The 15,485-nt window shown below is 68.8% G+C and carries 24 protein-coding genes; 13 read left to right on the top strand and 11 right to left on the bottom strand.

The window, feature by feature from the left end:
• Positions 1-52: 52 nt before the first annotated feature.
• The 8 genes from AC07SQ_RS22740 to AC07SQ_RS22775 all read right to left on the bottom strand — a co-directional run bounded on the left by AC07SQ_RS22740 (position 53) and on the right by AC07SQ_RS22775 (position 4,813).
• Complete coding sequence (locus AC07SQ_RS22740) at positions 53-403, bottom strand: DUF1799 domain-containing protein (protein ID WP_139700586.1); 351 nt, start codon at positions 401-403, stop codon at positions 53-55.
• A 17-nt stretch (positions 404-420) separates the two neighbouring features.
• Positions 421-771, bottom strand: coding sequence for a hypothetical protein (locus tag AC07SQ_RS22745; RefSeq protein ID WP_095950412.1), 351 nt, complete (start codon positions 769-771; stop codon positions 421-423).
• 63 nt (positions 772-834) lie between these two features.
• Positions 835-1,764, bottom strand: coding sequence for a hypothetical protein (locus AC07SQ_RS22750; RefSeq protein ID WP_095950411.1), 930 nt, complete (start codon positions 1,762-1,764; stop codon positions 835-837).
• Positions 1,765-1,830: 66 nt separating this feature from the next.
• A complete protein-coding gene (locus tag AC07SQ_RS22755; RefSeq protein ID WP_495272896.1) occupies positions 1,831-2,310 on the bottom strand; it encodes a hypothetical protein in 480 nt (159 codons plus the stop codon).
• Between the two features lie 174 nt (positions 2,311-2,484).
• Entirely contained in the window at positions 2,485-2,757 is a 273-nt protein-coding gene (locus tag AC07SQ_RS22760; RefSeq protein WP_235944287.1) for a hypothetical protein, read from the bottom strand.
• Positions 2,754-3,404 (bottom strand): hypothetical protein, encoded by a 651-nt coding sequence (locus AC07SQ_RS22765; protein ID WP_447747969.1) that lies wholly within the window; start codon positions 3,402-3,404, stop codon positions 2,754-2,756. The genes AC07SQ_RS22760 and AC07SQ_RS22765 overlap by 4 nt, the downstream gene beginning before the upstream one ends.
• A complete protein-coding gene (locus AC07SQ_RS22770) occupies positions 3,401-3,976 on the bottom strand; it encodes a lysozyme (RefSeq protein ID WP_095950431.1) in 576 nt (191 codons plus the stop codon). Before AC07SQ_RS22770 ends, AC07SQ_RS22765 begins: the two co-directional genes overlap by 4 nt.
• A gap of 114 nt (positions 3,977-4,090) precedes the next feature.
• Positions 4,091-4,813, bottom strand: coding sequence for an XRE family transcriptional regulator (locus tag AC07SQ_RS22775; protein WP_221937729.1), 723 nt, complete (start codon positions 4,811-4,813; stop codon positions 4,091-4,093).
• A 167-nt stretch (positions 4,814-4,980) separates the two neighbouring features.
• On the opposite strand from AC07SQ_RS22775, the gene AC07SQ_RS22780 reads away from it, so the two are divergent.
• From AC07SQ_RS22780 to AC07SQ_RS22830, 11 genes are all read left to right on the top strand, one after another.
• Positions 4,981-5,244: a helix-turn-helix domain-containing protein gene (locus AC07SQ_RS22780; RefSeq protein WP_159274832.1), complete on the top strand. Its 264-nt coding sequence runs from the start codon at positions 4,981-4,983 to the stop codon at positions 5,242-5,244.
• A gap of 112 nt (positions 5,245-5,356) precedes the next feature.
• Positions 5,357-5,509 (top strand): hypothetical protein, encoded by a 153-nt coding sequence (locus AC07SQ_RS22785; RefSeq protein WP_185993763.1) that lies wholly within the window; start codon positions 5,357-5,359, stop codon positions 5,507-5,509.
• Positions 5,509-5,925 (top strand): hypothetical protein, encoded by a 417-nt coding sequence (locus tag AC07SQ_RS22790; RefSeq protein ID WP_492730428.1) that lies wholly within the window; start codon positions 5,509-5,511, stop codon positions 5,923-5,925. The genes AC07SQ_RS22785 and AC07SQ_RS22790 overlap by 1 nt, the downstream gene beginning before the upstream one ends.
• Entirely contained in the window at positions 5,922-6,347 is a 426-nt protein-coding gene (locus AC07SQ_RS22795; RefSeq protein ID WP_495272897.1) for a hypothetical protein, read from the top strand. The genes AC07SQ_RS22790 and AC07SQ_RS22795 overlap by 4 nt, the downstream gene beginning before the upstream one ends.
• Entirely contained in the window at positions 6,344-6,730 is a 387-nt protein-coding gene (locus tag AC07SQ_RS22800) for a hypothetical protein (protein ID WP_139700595.1), read from the top strand. The genes AC07SQ_RS22795 and AC07SQ_RS22800 overlap by 4 nt, the downstream gene beginning before the upstream one ends.
• A gap of 11 nt (positions 6,731-6,741) precedes the next feature.
• Positions 6,742-7,362 (top strand): DUF3164 family protein, encoded by a 621-nt coding sequence (locus tag AC07SQ_RS22805; RefSeq protein ID WP_495272898.1) that lies wholly within the window; start codon positions 6,742-6,744, stop codon positions 7,360-7,362.
• Complete coding sequence (locus tag AC07SQ_RS22810) at positions 7,359-7,538, top strand: hypothetical protein (protein WP_139700597.1); 180 nt, start codon at positions 7,359-7,361, stop codon at positions 7,536-7,538. Before AC07SQ_RS22805 ends, AC07SQ_RS22810 begins: the two co-directional genes overlap by 4 nt.
• A 16-nt stretch (positions 7,539-7,554) precedes the next feature.
• Positions 7,555-7,995, top strand: coding sequence for a hypothetical protein (locus tag AC07SQ_RS22815; protein WP_253252566.1), 441 nt, complete (start codon positions 7,555-7,557; stop codon positions 7,993-7,995).
• A 385-nt stretch (positions 7,996-8,380) separates the two neighbouring features.
• Positions 8,381-9,403, top strand: a complete 1,023-nt coding sequence (locus AC07SQ_RS22820) for a thiamine pyrophosphate-dependent dehydrogenase E1 component subunit alpha (RefSeq protein WP_495272899.1) — start codon at positions 8,381-8,383, stop codon at positions 9,401-9,403.
• Positions 9,394-10,356 (top strand): alpha-ketoacid dehydrogenase subunit beta, encoded by a 963-nt coding sequence (locus AC07SQ_RS22825; RefSeq protein WP_495272900.1) that lies wholly within the window; start codon positions 9,394-9,396, stop codon positions 10,354-10,356. Before AC07SQ_RS22820 ends, AC07SQ_RS22825 begins: the two co-directional genes overlap by 10 nt.
• A 21-nt stretch (positions 10,357-10,377) precedes the next feature.
• Positions 10,378-10,827, top strand: coding sequence for a MarR family winged helix-turn-helix transcriptional regulator (locus tag AC07SQ_RS22830; protein WP_492683425.1), 450 nt, complete (start codon positions 10,378-10,380; stop codon positions 10,825-10,827).
• On the opposite strand, the gene AC07SQ_RS22835 is transcribed toward AC07SQ_RS22830, so the two are convergent.
• Complete coding sequence (locus AC07SQ_RS22835; protein ID WP_495272901.1) at positions 10,815-11,582, bottom strand: SDR family oxidoreductase; 768 nt, start codon at positions 11,580-11,582, stop codon at positions 10,815-10,817. The genes AC07SQ_RS22830 and AC07SQ_RS22835 overlap by 13 nt on opposite strands.
• Positions 11,583-11,705: 123 nt before the next feature.
• Between AC07SQ_RS22835 and AC07SQ_RS22840 the strand changes: the two genes are divergently transcribed.
• Entirely contained in the window at positions 11,706-12,635 is a 930-nt protein-coding gene (locus AC07SQ_RS22840) for a LysR family transcriptional regulator (protein WP_390347979.1), read from the top strand.
• Between the two features lie 71 nt (positions 12,636-12,706).
• Complete coding sequence (locus AC07SQ_RS22845) at positions 12,707-13,744, top strand: Bug family tripartite tricarboxylate transporter substrate binding protein (RefSeq protein ID WP_495261441.1); 1,038 nt, start codon at positions 12,707-12,709, stop codon at positions 13,742-13,744.
• Between the two features lie 18 nt (positions 13,745-13,762).
• On the opposite strand, the gene AC07SQ_RS22850 is transcribed toward AC07SQ_RS22845, so the two are convergent.
• Both AC07SQ_RS22850 and AC07SQ_RS22855 read right to left on the bottom strand, forming a co-directional pair.
• On the bottom strand, positions 13,763-14,092 hold the full coding sequence (locus AC07SQ_RS22850) for a DUF1840 domain-containing protein (protein WP_062474835.1): 330 nt from the start codon (positions 14,090-14,092) through the stop codon (positions 13,763-13,765).
• Between the two features lie 17 nt (positions 14,093-14,109).
• Positions 14,110-15,378, bottom strand: coding sequence for a class I SAM-dependent methyltransferase (locus tag AC07SQ_RS22855; protein ID WP_070062979.1), 1,269 nt, complete (start codon positions 15,376-15,378; stop codon positions 14,110-14,112).
• Between the last annotated feature and the right edge of the window lie 107 nt (positions 15,379-15,485).

Genomic DNA, 15,485 nt, shown 5'->3' on the forward strand with positions numbered 1-15,485 from the left:
GCCGACATTCGCCGGCCTCATGCTTCTTCAATTGCCTGCGGCCTTCCTCGCGCTAGACGTTCAGCACCGCAATGCCCTCGTCTTCCATCACCTGCAACTGCAGGAACACTTCACGCTGGCGCACACGCGGAATGCCCAGGCGCCGCATCGCCACGTCGACCGCACCGAAGTCGAGCCCCTGGAACCACGCGCCTGCCGCACCGGCGACCACTCGCCATTGCGTGCGGCAGGCGTGGAACACCTCGAAGGCTTCCTGGTGTTCCGGCCACAGCTCGAATGGCGGCGGGCCGTCCCCGTTCGCCATCGAGGAGACGAGCTTTTTCGGGTCGAGCCCGAGCGACGCGCACTGGCTGCGGAGATCGTCGTCCAGCTCGTCATGGACGCGATGCGCGACTCCGAGCACGAAGCGCGCGGCGCCCCTCAGTTTTTTACGGCGGCCGGGTACGCGTGCTCGAAGTAGCTGTAGGCAATGGCGGCCTCGAAGGTCGGCCAGTCCTCCGCGGCTGCGGCGCGGTTGTCGGGCGTACAGATGAAGGGCGCGTTGTCTTCGCCCTCCAGGCCCTTCCAGTCGGCCAGCACCATGTCGAGCAGTTCGCGGTCGGTGAGGCTGCGCGCGTCCAGCCGCGCCTGCAGCGTTTCGTTGTCGGTCTTGGACAGGCGCTTGAAGACGGCGTCGAAACGCACCTCCTCGACCTGGCCGTCACCGGGCACACGCATCACCACGGGGGCGATGAAGGTGGGCTTCACGGCGATCTTGAGCTTCTGGGGCATCGGGTTCTCTTCCTTGAGTCTTGAATGAATGACTGGGTCAGCGAATGAAGAAGAAGGCCGTGCTCAGCGCACGACGATCGACCACTCGTCGTTGCCCGAGCCGCTGGGCACGAACTCGAGCGGCACGGTGACCATCTGCACGCCGTCGACGTCGCTGTAGGTGGGCTTGCCGATCTGCGCGCGCGGCGAGAGGAACTCGACCACGTTGGTAGCGCCCTGGCCGTGCTTGAGGGCCAGGGGCACGCGCTTGCTCGAACGCGCCATGCCGATCCAGTCCTTGGTGGCCACCGAGGTGTTCTCGAAGGTGACCGAGCCGGTGGAGACGCGGGCGGTGATCTCGACCGAGTCGACGGTCATGAGGTCGCGCTTCACGACGGTGTTGCCGGCATCGAAGCTGAAGGCACTGGCCGCCACGCCCAGGCCATCGAGCATGAGGGTGGTGTTGGCCTTGTTCACGCCCAGCGGGTCCATGAACTTGGTGTAGTCGGCCGTGGGCAGCGGTGCATCGGCGGCAGGCACGAACAGGCCCGTGAACTCGAACTGCCACTTCGGGATGCCCTTGGCGTCGATGGTGGCCTTCACGTTGCCGTGTGCGTCGGTCATCTTGTAGACGGTGCCGTCGACGTTGCCGTAGATGGTGAGCGACTCGAGGCCGTCGGTGGCCGGTGCGAAGGTGGTGCTGACGCCGGCGGCCGTGGTGACGGCGATGGCGCAGCCGCGCATGAGCGCGGCATAGGCCGGCACGTCGCCGGCAGCGGCGACGCCCGCGATCTCGACCGAGAAGGCGATCTTGCTGTACTGGGTCACCAGCACGGAGCCGCGCGAGCCGAAGTAGGGTCGCACGTTGTCGCGCTGGACCACATCGCCTTCGATGGGGGTCAGGGTGACTTCGCTGACCAGGATGGCGTTGGCCGCACCGGTCGGAAGGGCGTCGGTACCGCGTACCGTTTCAGCCTTGGCCAGGATGGCCATCTTGCGCATGAGTTTTGCCATGTCGGCGTTCTCCGTAGGTTGGTTGGTTGATGGATGAAGGGAGGGGAATGAACAGAGGGGCCTGGCTCAGAGGTAGCGCCAGGTCCGCAACTGCAGGGAGGCGCCGTGGCACTGCACGCCGCAAAAACTGACCGTGCCGGTGCCGCCGACCTGCATGCCGTCGGTGGCTTTCTCGTCCTTGATCGGGCTGGGGGCGCATGCGCCGCCGAAGCCCGGGTCGGCGCGCACGGCGTCGCGCACGGCCTCGATCAATGCGTCGAAGGCGAGCTCCGAAGCAGCGGCGTCGTCGACGGCCATGTAGCCGTGCAAGGTCCAGGTGTCGACGCTGAGGGTGCGTCCGACATTGAGGCTGCGCTCCTCGGTGGCGTCACGGCGCAGCCACCAGCCGCGCAGCTGCTGTGCGCCGCCGGGCAGCGTGTGAAGGTAGAGCGCGCGCAGCGCGGCCTCGTCGCTCGCGAAACGCTCGCGGTCGTGAACGCGGCCGATCTGCGGCACGCCGTTCAGCGTCTGGACAATGGCCGCGCGCAGGGTGTCGAGGCCGCTCATGCCGCGGCTCCGGCCGAATGCTGCGGCGTGAAGATCGTGTGGATGGAAGTGGTGTGCATCGTTTGCTGCGTTGGTTGGTGAATCAACTGTCGCGGCCGGGCCCGAAATGCAAAAGGCCGACATCTGTCGGCCCCTGGTGCGAAAAGACGGCGGCGCGCGCCTTCGTTCATGCGTTCAGTTCGCACCGGGACCCCCACCGCGAAACCACTGCTTGATGGCCTCGATGAGCAGCGCGGTGCCGATGGCCATCGCGCCGCCCGAGGCGGCGCCGAACACGGCCGCGCGCTGCTCGACGGCACGCAGCCTTCCGTCGAGCGCATCGAAGCGCGCATCGAAGCTGTCCATGCGCCGGTTCTGTTGGTCCTGCCCCTCCTTCAGGGCTTGCACGAGGCCGTGGATCTGGCCGAGCAACAGCAGTTCCTGTGCGCGGGCGTGGGAGTCGCTCATGGGGCGGGCCTTTCTGTGATGAACTCGATCAGCGCGCGATGCCGGAGGCGATCGGTCGCGCAGGATTTCGCGTTGAGGTGGTGGTTGTCCCAAGCGTCGTCGACGGTGAGACCGGCGTCAGCAGCACAGGCTTCGACGGAGGTGTCAGCAAGTCCGCAGGCACCGGCGGGAACGTCCGTGCCCGCGAGGGCGCTGTTCCACAGCCAGACAGCAGCAAGGCTGAGGCGATGACCGCGGTCGACAGGGTCGCGCTGTGCATCGCCAGGCGCGACAGCATCCGGGTCCGCTCGCGGCGCGACAGGTCGCGCAGGATCGCCAGGCCGCTCAGCGCGGCGATCAGGAACAGCAGGAGGAACGACAAGAGAAACGCGCCGGCGTAGATCATGGAACGGGCCTTCGAGGGTGAAGTAGCGGGCCTGCAGGGCGCTGGCGCCGAGCTGGTAGCGGGTCGATGCGGCGCGCCCGCGCGCGTACTCGGCTTCGAGGTCTTTCGCGAATTGCGCGGCGCGCTGCGCCTCCTTGTCCTGCCAGAGGACACGCTCCTTGGTGCGGCCTGCGTCGTGCACCGCCCATCCGCCGACGGCGAGCAGCAATGCGCCCGCACCGACGGCCACGGCGATCACGGAAAGTCGTGTGCCGAAGGTCATGGCGCATTCCCCTGGCATTGCGCATGCAGGCGCAGACGGTCTTGCCAGAGTCCGCCGCAGGTCTTGTTGCCGGGCGCGGAGCAATCGGTCTTGCCCGCGTACTTCCAGCCAAGGATGGCGTCGCATGCGCCTGCGTAGTCCCCGCGGTTGAGCCGCTGCACCAGCACCGAGGTGTGGCCCGCGCGGCCACCCGTGCAGAAGTTGAAGGCGCCGATGTTGTAGGCCAGGCTCACGTAGGCGTCGTACTCGTGTTGGTGCAGCGGCACCTGCACGCACTGCTTGAGCGCGCTTTCATACGTCTGCACATCGCGCAACGCGCGCTGCAGCGCGGGCACGGGCGCCGTGGTGTCGCCCATGCGCACGCCGCCGGTGGTACCGAAGCCGATGGTCGGCACGGCGGTGCCGTGCACGGGGTCGGGGTAGGCCTTGTCGCTGTAGCCCTCGCGCGCGACGATGCCCACCAGCCCGGCCGCGCTGAGCGCGAGGACGGTCAGCAGTTGGCGCGGGGACGCGCCCCCTTTTTCGGCGGACGCAGGTCGCCGCCGGAACCTTCGAAAGATGTCATTGCCCATGCCCTGATGGTCGGGCGCGGGGGCCGATCGGCTGAGGTCGACATCCGCCAACCTCCTTTTCCGCGCGGGGCGCTGCCTACACTGGCATGCCCGCCGATCGCGGGAACGCGCGGGTCAGATCTCGCCGCCGTGCCAGACGACGCGGCCGCTGATGTGCAGTTCGGCGGCCTGCTCGGCGCTGAGCACCTGCGGCTTGTAGGCGGGGTTGTAGCTGATGATCTGCAGGCCGCCGGTCGAGAAGTCGCGCTGCAGCACCTTCACGTAGTCGTGGCCGTCGAGCTGGATCACGTACACGCCGTCCTGGTCGAGCGACTTGGTGGCGGTGTCGACCAGCAGGATGTCGCCGTTGTTGATCTTGTCGGCCATCGAGTCGCCGCGCGCATGGACGATGCGGGCATAGGCCGGCTTCACGCCCTTGCGCGCCATCCAGGCCCTGTTGAACGCGAAGCGGCCCATGTCTTCCTGCGAGCCGTTGTACGAGCCCCCGCCGGCGCTCACGCGCACGTCGAGCAGTTCCACCAGCACGAAGGTCTCGTCGTCGAGCCCGTTCGACAGCGGGCTGGCCGGCTGGGCGGACTGAAAAGGATTCAGCTCCGCCGGATCGACGCCCAGCGCCAGGGCCATCACATACAACTGCGCGAGGCTGGCGTCGCTGACGCCCCGCTCGATGCGCCCCACCGTATTGAAGTGCAGACCGCTGCGCTGCGCGAGGTCGTCGATGGTGAGGCCCTTGCGCTTGCGCAGATCCCGCAACCGCGCGCCCTGTGCAAGGGCCAGCTCGTTGACGCGGGCGGTCACCTGGGTGTCGTCGAAAGGGGTAGGGGTGGGCGACGTCACGATCACTCTGCTTTGTGCGAAGGCGCACATATTAAACACACAAAGGTACTTTCTCAACCCAAAAAGTGTTTCACCGACGAGAAATATCGCCTCGCGTGTTTTTTTAGATTGTCAAAACCTATTTTGTGTGCATAATCGAGGTCATCAACACAAAACGAGATTTTTCGATGGACTGGCACCCGGCTCAGGTTAAAGCTGCACTTGCAATGGTCGGAACCAACCTGTCGAAGTTGGCCAAAGAACACAAATACGCGCACATCAATGAAGTTCTGTACCGCCCCTGGGTTGCGGCGGAGCGCATCGTGGCCCGCGCGCTGGCCCTCGAGCCCGAAGCGATCTGGCCCAGCCGTTACCGGCGTCCACGCCACCGCGGCATTGCGATGACGCGCAATCCGCATGCGCTGGCACCTCCCGGCGAAGGGCCGGACTGAGCCTGGCCAGCGGGCGCACCGCACGGGACCTGGCCGGGTTGCCCGGCTTGGCTCGCCAGGGTCTGGCGTGTGCGGAGGAGGAAGAAGAAACGCGTGATTTCAAGAGTGCCCGATGAAGGTTGCAGCCTTCACCGGGCGTGCCAGTGAACTGAGCAGTGCCACGAGCGAGGAGAAATGTACTGTGAGAAAAGGCTTCGTCAAGACCGAGAAAAAGACCGCGTTCGACGGCGCGATGCGCTTCGAACGACTGGCAGGAGGTGCGTGATGCAGGACACCACCTCTTCTTCCGAATGGTTCGTCGCCAAGGCCTTGCTGGCACTCGCCGAGCAGCGCATTGCGAACGCGCAGGCCGAAGCGGCCGCGCCGCCACCGCCGCCCGACGACACGGCCGAGCCGATGGCGGGCGACGGCGCCCCTTTCGCCGAACGCCTGTGGCGCCTGCTGCGCATCCGCCGCGCACTGACCGCCGACGAAGCCGCGAGCCTGCTGGCCGATGCGGACGACGACGTGGCCGAGACCCGGCGCCAGGCCGGCGCACTGATGCTGTCCTGGTCGCGGCAGCGTCCGAAGGACGTGCGCATCGGCGCGCGCCGCGTCGACGGTTTGAAACGCTACGTGCTTCAGCGCGACGTGGGCGCCACCCCGCCGCAACGCACGGCCAGGGAAGGACACCCCGCATGAACGACACCACGGATCAGGCAGATCGCACGGATCGCGCATGGGAGCAGCGACTCGCACGGGCCGTTGCCGCGCACCTCGAAGCGCACGGCACGGCATCGGCCGGGGAACTCGACCGCATGCTGGCGCACCACCTCGCGGGCTACCGGCCCGAGCCGGGCAGCCCGGCGCTTCGCCGGCAACTGGCGCGGCTGGCGGACGGCGGCCACGTCCACGCCGTGACGGTCGGCGGCCGGCGGCGCTGGCGATGCGGCCCCGGGCCCGTGGCCGAGCGCATAGCCTCGGCGCGCCGCGTGACGCGGCTCGACACCAGCGTCTACATGCCCATGCACAGCCCCGTGGTGCGGCCGGGCGCGCTCGACTTCACGCGGGTGCCGAGCCTGCTGCTCGGCACGCGGTTCGGCTTCTGGGGGTCCGCGCAATGAGCAGCGCCGACCCGACCCTCACCGCCGCCCAGGTGCTGGCCGAACTGCGGACCTGCGTCGGGCGCGCGCACGGCCTGCACGTGCGCGATCTCGTCGCCCGCATCACCGGCCGCTCGACACCGGCGCCCGCCCAGGAACGCCGCGCGCGCGAGCACGTCGCCGCACTGCGGCTGCAGGGCGAGCACATCTGCGGCAAGCCTGACACCGGCTACTTCATGGCCGCCACGGCGGCCGAGCTCGACGAGACCTGCCGCTACCTGCGCAGCCGCGCCGTCTCCGGCCTGCGCATCGAAAGCCGGCTGCGCCAGGTGTCGCTGGCGGCCCTGCTCGGGCAGCTCGCCCTTTCCGACAACGACACCCCCAAGAACAACGCCAACTCCTGAGAGGACATTCCATGCAAGAAGCCATCGCACACCACCCGGGTTACTGGAAAGACGCCAACGACGCGCTGATCCCGGTGTCGAAGATCAAACCCATCGACAAGGACCGCCATGCCGTCGTCAGCGAACTCTGCGAGCAGGCCCGCCAGCAAAGCGCGGCGCTGATCGGTTTCAAGGTGGCCGCCATGAACGCGGTGCATGCGTTCATCGAGCGCAGTCTGGCGGCCTACGACGTGAAGCAGGGCGGCCGCAAGGGCAACGTCACGCTCGTGAGCTTCGACGGCAAGCACAAGGTGGAACGCCGGATGCAGGACACCGTCGTCTTCGACGAACGGCTGCAGGCGGCCAAGGCGCTCATCGACGAGTGCATCCAGAACTGGAGCAAGGGCAGCAACGCCAACATCAAGGTGCTGGTGAACGATGCATTCCACGTCGACCAGCAGGGCAAGATCAGCACCGCCCGCGTGCTCGGCCTGCGCCGGCACGACATCGCCGATGCGAAGTGGCAGCAGGCGATGAGGGCGATCGGCGACAGCATGCGCATCGCCAGCACCAAGCCCTATATCCGCTTCTACGAGCGCAACGACGTCACCGGCGAGTACACGCCGATCAACCTGGACGTCGCCGCCGTATGAGCATGCACATCACCGAACCCTCTTTCTGCGCCTGGTGCATGGCGCCCGGCGCCAGCCTGCACGAGATCGCCTGCGACGCCTGCCGGCCGCAGCTCGAAGCCGCGGGCCTGGTCGAACCCTCGGCGATGCGGGAGCGCCCGCCCGCCAAGGTGCAGATCGGCCCCACCGACATCTGAAACGGAGCCCCACCCCATGAGCCCTCCCGAGTTCGTCAGCACCATGCCGTTTCCGACGCACACGATCGCGCCGTGGCCGCGCCGGGCCGCGCCGGCGCGCGACCTGCTGCCGCCCCGGTTGCGGGAGTTCGCCCGCCTGATCGGGTTGTCGGCCACCATGTCCTTCGTCGCGCGCTACGGCGGCCTGCGGATCTACATTCCGGCGAACCCGGCCCCCGACCATCCGTTCGCCGCGCTGATCGGCTTCGACAACCTGCGCGCCCTCAGCGCCGAGTACGCCGTCGACGGCACGGGGCTTCGCTTCGTGCTGCCCAAGGCCCAACGGGCCCTCGACGCCATCCGCAACGAACAGATCCGCACGGACTACAGCACGGGCAAGTCCATCCGCGCGCTGGCCGCGGAGCACAGCCTCGTGGAACGCCAGGTCTCACGCATCGTCGCGGACATTTCGCTCTGACCCGGAGGCCGGGCGGCAGGGCCCGGCCCCCTCACAGGAAAACTCTGGGGACAGTTTCCGGACAAGCCCCCTGTTATCCACAGCGGGAGCGACCCCGCCCAAGTTGTTCCTGTTTTGATAGCACCGCGAAAGCACAGGAGCACACAGTGTCCGGGGTGTGACAAGTTGTTGTCAGGCAAGGGAAAAAGTGCCCTGTCCACAGGGCGGGTTTACCCTTATCTACTACTACTAACTTAAATAAGAAGAATAAATAGAGAAGAGAGCAGGAAGCCCGCGCCCGAAAAAGGGGCCGGGCGGGGGTCGAAGGGTTAGCCCGGTAGGTCGAATCCGTCTCGGTTGATACGATTTTTCTCAAAGCGCCGATCCCCAGGGCGTTGGAGACAAGATGGACCCGAGCAACCCCCCAGGCGCCGGCGAGGCGCTGTACCGCGTCATGGTGCGCATCCGCGCCTTCGAGAACGCCGCCGAAACCGCCAGCCAGGGCGGGGTCAGCGCCTACGGCCAGCAGGCGGGCGGCGCCGCCAAGGTGCGCGGGCCGCTGCACCTGTCGACCGGGCAGGAGGCGGTGCCGGCGGGCGTGTGCGCCCACCTGCGCGCGAGCGACTACCTCACCTCCACGCACCGCGGCCACGGCCACACGCTGGCCAAGGGCGCGGACCTCACGCGGATGATGTGCGAGCTGTTCGGCAAGGCCACGGGCTTCAACGGCGGCAAGGGCGGCTCGATGCACATCGCGGATTTCTCGGTCGGCATGCTGGGCGCCAACGGCGTGGTCGCGGCGGGCTTGCCGATCGCCGTCGGGGCGGCGCACGCGCAAAAACTCTTGAAGCGAGGCGACGACATCACGGTCTGCTTCTTCGGCGACGGCGCGATCAACCGCGGCCCGTTCCTCGAAGCGCTGAACTGGGCCCGCGTGTACGACCTGCCCGTGCTCTTCGTCTGCGAGGACAACCGCTGGAGCGCCACGACCGCGAGCGGCCCGATGACGGCCGGCGACGGCGCCTCGGCGCGCGCCGCGTCGATGGACATCGCGGCCACGCAGGTCGACGGCAACGACGTGTTCGCGGTGCACGAGGCCGCCGCGCGTCTGGTGGCCGAGGTGCGCAGCGGCGCGGGACCGCGCCTGCTGCACGCGCTCACCTACCGCGTGAAGGGCCATGTGTCGGTCGACCTCGCGGCCTACCGCGACCCGGCCGAGCTGGCCGCCGCGCTGGAGACCGACCCGATCGCGCGCGCGCGCGGCCACCTGCTGGACATCGGCGTGGCCGCCGCGACGCTGGACGCCATCGAGAACGCCGCGCGCGACGAGGTGGACACGGCCCTGGCCGTGGCCGACGCGGCGCCCTGGCCCGAGGCGAGCGCCGCCTTCACCGACGTGCAGACCACGGGAGCAGGCCAATGGCTGTGACGACGCTGAGTTATTCCGAAGCCGCCGTGCGCGCGCTGCAGCAGGAGATGGACGCCGACCCGCGCGTGGTCGTGCTCGGCGAGGACGTGGGCCGCGGCGGCATCTTCGGCCAGTACAAGGGGCTGCAGCAGCAGTACGGCGCCGAGCGCGTGATCGACACGCCGATCAGCGAGGCCGCGATCATGGGCGCCGGCGTGGGCATGGCGCTCGCCGGGCTGCGCCCCGTGGTCGAGATGCGCGTGGTCGACTTCGCGCTGTGCGGCATGGACGAGCTCGTGAACCAGGCCGCGAAGAACCGCTTCATGTTCGGCGGCCAGGGCCGCGTGCCGCTGGTGGCGCGCATGCCGGGCGGCATCTGGGACGCGTCGGCGGCGCAGCATTCGCAGTCGCTCGAGGCCTGGTTCGCGCACCTGCCGGGCGTGGTGGTGGTGAGCCCGTCCACGCCGCAGGACAACCACGGCCTGCTGCGCGCGGCGCTGCAATGCGGCGACCCGGTGGTCTACATCGAGCACAAGACGCTGTGGGGCGTGCGCGGCGAGGTGGACGACACGCTGGCCGTGCCGCTGGGCAAGGCGGCGCGCGTGCGCGAGGGCAACGCGCTCACGCTCGTGAGCTGGAGCAAGCAGATGCAGCCTTGCGCCGCCGCATGCGACGCGCTGGCGGCCGAGGGCATCGCGGTCGATCTGATCGACCTGCGCACGCTGTGGCCCTGGGACCGCGAGACGGTGCTGTCGTCGTGCGCGCGCACGGGGCGGCTGCTGGTGGTGCACGAGGCGGTGCAGGCCGCGGGCTTCGGCGCCGAGATCGCCGCGAGCGCGGCCGAGGCCACGGGCTGCCGCATCGCGCGGCTGGGCGCGCCGCGCATTCCGGTCGGCTACGCGCCGGTGCTGGAGGCGCAGTCGCGCGTGGGCGTGGACGCGATCGTGGCGACGGCGAAGAAGCTGGCCGGCTGAACCACAAGAGCACAAACGGCCATGGACCCGCTCTTCTTCAAGCTGGTGCGGGTCGTCAACCTCACGGCGCGGCCGTTCCATGAGCGCGTGGGGCGCGAGCACCAGCTCACGCTGAACGAGTGGCGCGCGATGGCCGTGCTGGCCGCGCAACCGGGGCTGAGCGCCACGCAGGTCGCCGACCTCACCGGCCTGGACAAGATGGCGGTGAGCCGCGCGCTGGCGGGCCTGAAGCGCCACCAGCGCGTGCAACGCCGCAGCGACCCGACCGACCAGCGCTGCAGCCGCCTGTACCTCACGGCCGCCGGCAAGGCGCTGCACGCCACCGTCGGCGCGCTGGGACGGCAGCGCGAGGCCGAGCTGTTCGCGGGCGTCGATGCGGGCGAGCTGGCCCGCCTGAGCGACACGCTCGACACGCTGATCCGCGCGGTGGAGCGCGCGCCCGACCCCGGCGCAGCCGATCAGACGGTGTAGCCGCCGTCCACGCTCAGGTTGGCGCCGGTGACGAAGCCGCCGTCCGGGCCCACGAGGTAGGCGACCATGCCGGCGATTTCTTCGGCGCGGCCGTGCCGCGGCAGCACCATCACGTCGTGCATCGAGGCCGCGCGCGGGCCGGTGGCGGGGTTCATGGCGGTGTCGATCGGGCCGGGCTGCACGTTGTTCACGGTGATGCCGCGCGCGCCGAGGTCGCGCGCCAGGCCGCGCGTGAGGCCGACGATGGCCGCCTTGCTCATCGCGTAGACGCTGGCGCCCGCGTCCAGCACGCGCTCGGCGTTGATGCTGCCGATGTTGACGATGCGGCCCGTGCCGTCGCCCATGTGGCGCGCGGCGGCCTGAACGGCCACGAAGGTCGCGCGCACGTTGACGTCGATGGTGCGGTCGAAGTCTTCGAGCGAGAAGGTGTCGAGCTCGCCGCCGAGGTACACGCCAGCGTTGTTCACCAGGATGTCGAGGCGCTCGAAGGCGCGTGCGCCCTGGGCAATGGCGGCCGTCAGCGCAGCGGCGTCGCCGGCGTCGGCGCGGATGGCCAGCGCGCGGCCACCGGCGGCCTGGATCTCGCCGGCGAGCTTGTCGGCTTCGGCCTGCGCGCTGACGTAGGTGAAGGCCACGGCCGCGCCGTCGCGGGCCAGCCGGCGCACGATGGCGGCGCCGATGCCGCGCGAGCCGCCGGTGACGAAGGCGACCTTGCCGGCCAGGACGGGGGAAGAAGATACAGAGGTGGAGGTCATGATTTTTCCGATCGGGTGGAGGAGGAAGGCCTTCAGTGTCGGAATTCCATTCCCTTTGCGGTAGCCATCAATCGGCCCGATCAGATTCAACCCAAAGTTGAAGATGGGCGCCAGAATGACGGCATGGAACCGCTCAATCACCTCGAATCCTTCGTGCAAAGCGCCGAGGGCGGCAGCTTCTCGGCGGCCGCGCGGCGCCTGGGGCTCACGCCCGCGGCGGTGAGCAAGAACGTGGCGCGGCTCGAGGCACGGCTGGGCGTGCGGCTGTTCCAGCGCAGCACGCGGCGGCTCACGCTGACCGAGGCCGGCGAGCGCTTCCTGGCGCAGGTGGGCGGTGCGCTGGCCACGCTGCAGGACGCGGTGGCCGGCCTCGCGCAGGACGACGGCCAGCCCTCGGGCACGCTCAAGGTGAGCATGGGCCAGGCCTTCGGGCGCGAGCACGTGCTGCCGTTCATGGGCGACTTCCTGGCGCGCTACCCGGGCATCGTGCCCGACTGGCATTTCGACAACCAGCAGGTCGATCTGGTCGGCGAGGGCTTCGACGCGGCCATCGGCGGCGGCATCGCGCTGTCGCCCGGCGTGGTGGCGCGCGAGCTGGCGCGCATCCACGTGGTCGCGGTGGCGGCGCCGGCCTACCTGGCGGGGCGCGCGCTGCCCGCGCATCCGTCCGAGCTGGCGCGCTTCGACGTGCTGCTGCGCCGCTCCTCGCCCACGGGCCGGCTGCGACCGTGGACGCTGCGGCATGCGAGCGGCGAGGAAACCATGGTCGACCTGCCGGCGCGCCCGCGCGCGATCTTCAATGACCCCGAGGCGATCGCGCAGGCGGCGCTGCTGGGGCTCGGCGTGGCGATGCTGCCGATGCCCTTCGTGGAACGCGGCCTGCGCAGCGGCGCGCTGGTGCGGCTGCTGCCCGGGTGGTACCAGGATTCGGGCGCCGTGTGGATCTACTACCCGAGCAAGAAGCTGCTGCCGCCCAAGACGCGGGTGTTCGTCGACTTCGTGCTGGCGCGCTTTCGCGAGGCGAAGTTCGCGCAGCGGATGCAGGTGGGTTGAGCGGCGATGTCCATCGAAGGCCGGGGTTTTTACTCGCGACGCCTTTGGCGCCCCCCTGTACAAAGGCGCGCATGACTTCCATCTCCCGCTCTTCTTCTTCCGTCACTTCCTCCACCCGCCGCTTCGCGCTCGTCGCCACGGCGGCGGCCACCCTCGCGCTGCTGGGCGGCGCCGCGCACGCACAGGCCACCTGGCCGACCAAGCCGGTGCGCATCGTCGTGCCCTTCGCGGCCGGCGGTACCACCGACATCCTGGCGCGCGCCGTGGCGCCCGAGCTCTCGAAGGCCTTCGGCCAGCAGTTCATCGTGGACAACCGCGCAGGCGCCGGCGGCAACGTGGGCGCCGAGATCGTCGCGCGCTCGGCCAACGACGGCTACACGCTGCTGATGGGCACGGTGGGCACGCACGGCATCAACCGCGCGCTGTACCCCAAGCTGCCCTTCGACCCGATCAAGGACTTCGCGCCGATCACCCTGGTGGCCGCGGTGCCGAACGTGATGGAGATGAACGCCGAAAAAGCCAAGTCGCTGAACATCCGCAACGTGCAGGACTTCCTCAAGTACGCCAAGGCCAACCCGGGCAAGCTCAACATGGCCTCGAGCGGCAGCGGCACGTCGATCCACCTGGCGGGCGAGCTGTTCAAGAGCATGACGGGCACCTTCATGACGCACATCCCGTACAGGGGCTCGGGCCCGGCGCTGCTCGACCTGGTGGGCGGCAGCGCCGACCTGATGTTCGACAACCTGCCTTCGTCGATGGCGCAGATCAAGGGCGGCAAGCTCACGCCGCTGGCCGTGACCAGCGCCCAGCGCTCGCCCGCGCTGCCCGATGTGCCGACGGTGGCAGAAGCCGGCGGCCCCGCGCTCAAGGGCTACGAGGCGAGCTCATGGTTCGGATTGCTGGCGCCGGCCGGCACGTCGCCGGAGATCGTGAACCGCATCCAGCAGGAAGTCGCGAAGTCGCTGGGCACGCCGGCGATCAAGGAAAAGATGCTGGCCCAGGGCGCGATCCCGAGCGGCAATTCGCCGGCGGACTTCACGAAGCTCATTGCGAGTGAGCATGTGAAGTGGGCCAAAGTCGTGAAAGATTCGGGCGCGAAAGTGGACTGATCGTCTGGACCGGGGGGCTCAGGTCCCCCAAGTCACATCCTTGCTCTCGGCCTGCGAGTCCTTGAGCATGTGCAGCAGCGGCGCGGCGCGCTGGTGCAGGCCGACATGCTGCTTCTCGGCATCGGCGTCGTGGCCTTCGACGACGTGTTCGTCGTGGTTGTGCGGCGCGGGCTTGCTGCTTTCGAGTGCCAGTGCGGCTTCGAGGGCAGCGATGGCGCTGGGGATCTGCTCGACCGTGATGATGCCCTGCGGCGCGGCCGGCTTGCCGACGATGTCGAGCAGCTGGCGCGCGTGCACCTCGAGCATCACGAAGTCTGGGGCGGCCCGGGATTTGAAGCGGTAGAGCATGGTGGTGGTGTCCTCACTTATTTGTAGATGTAGTCACGGGCAAAAGGGTACACCGATTGCGCACCGCGCAAGGCACCGTGTTCGACCTTGCCGTCGGGCCTGGTCGACAGCATCTGGTGCAGCGAGATCCAGCCCTGCTCGAAGCTCATCGCCGAGCCCGCGAGGTACAGGCGGTAGGCGCGAAGGATGCGCTCGGCGTTCTCGCCCTGGCGCCCGCCGCTGCGGCCCAGCACCTCGCGCGCGGCATCGAGCTGCGCCTCGAGGGCGTCCGACCAGGCCCACAGCGTGCGCGCATAGTGCGGGCGCAGGCTCTCGGTGTCGACCATCTCCAGCCCGGCCGCCGCGGTCTCGCGCAGCACGTGCGTCACGTGCAGCAGCTCGCCGCCGGGGAAGATGTACTTCTCGATGAAGTCGCCCATGCCCGCGCCGAGCTGGCGGTAGTTCAGCTCGCCCGAGGTGATGCCGTGGTTGAGCACCAGCCCGCCCGGCTTGAGCAGCGTGTGGATCTTGTGGAAGTAGGTCGGCATGTTGGCCGCGCCCACGTGCTCGAACATGCCCACCGACGAGATCTTGTCGAAGGGCTGGTCGTCGGGCAGCTCGCGGTAGTCGCGCAGTTCCACGCGCACGCGGCCCTGCAGCCCTTTCTCCTCGATGAGCCGCTGCACATGCGCGTGCTGGTTCTTCGACAGCGTGATGCCGGTGGCGTCCACGCCGTAGTGTTCGGCCGCCCACAGCAGCAGCGCGCCCCAGCCCGAGCCGATGTCCAGGTAGCGCTCGCCGGGCTGCAGCATGAGCTTGCGGCAGATGTGGTCGAGCTTGGCTTCCTGCGCCTGCGCCAGCGTGAGCTCGGGCGTGCGGAAGTAGGCACATGAATAGACGCGGCGCGGGTCCAGCCACAGCGCGTAGAAATCATCGGAGACGTCGTAGTGGAACTCGATCTGCGCGGCGTCCTTGCGCAGCGAGTGCGAGCCGCGCGACTTGGCGCGGCGCTGCAGGCGGCTCCACCAGGTGGTGTCAGTCTCGGCGGGGTTGCCGGGCAACAGGCCGACGGTGGCGTCGATCAGGTCGCGCATGGCGCCCTCGATCTGCACCTTGCCCTCGACGTAGGCCTCGCCGATGGCCCCGACCTGCCGGCCGGCCAGCTTGGCCAGCACCGACCACTCCTTGAAAGCCAGCGTCACGCGTGAGCCCGCCTGGGCGACCCGGCGCCCGTCGGGCAGCTCCAGTGCGATGGGCACGGGCAGCGAGGCCAGCTGCGACTCGATCTTGGGTATCAAGTGTTGCATGCGTCCATGGTATTGATTTTTCCAAGGATTTGCATGACATCACGCGCCGCACGGGCCCAGGGCCTCTGCAGAGAAGCCCTCGTTGACAACAGATTGTTTATGCCTAA

Source organism: Variovorax sp. GW821-FHT06D12, from assembly GCF_059419205.1.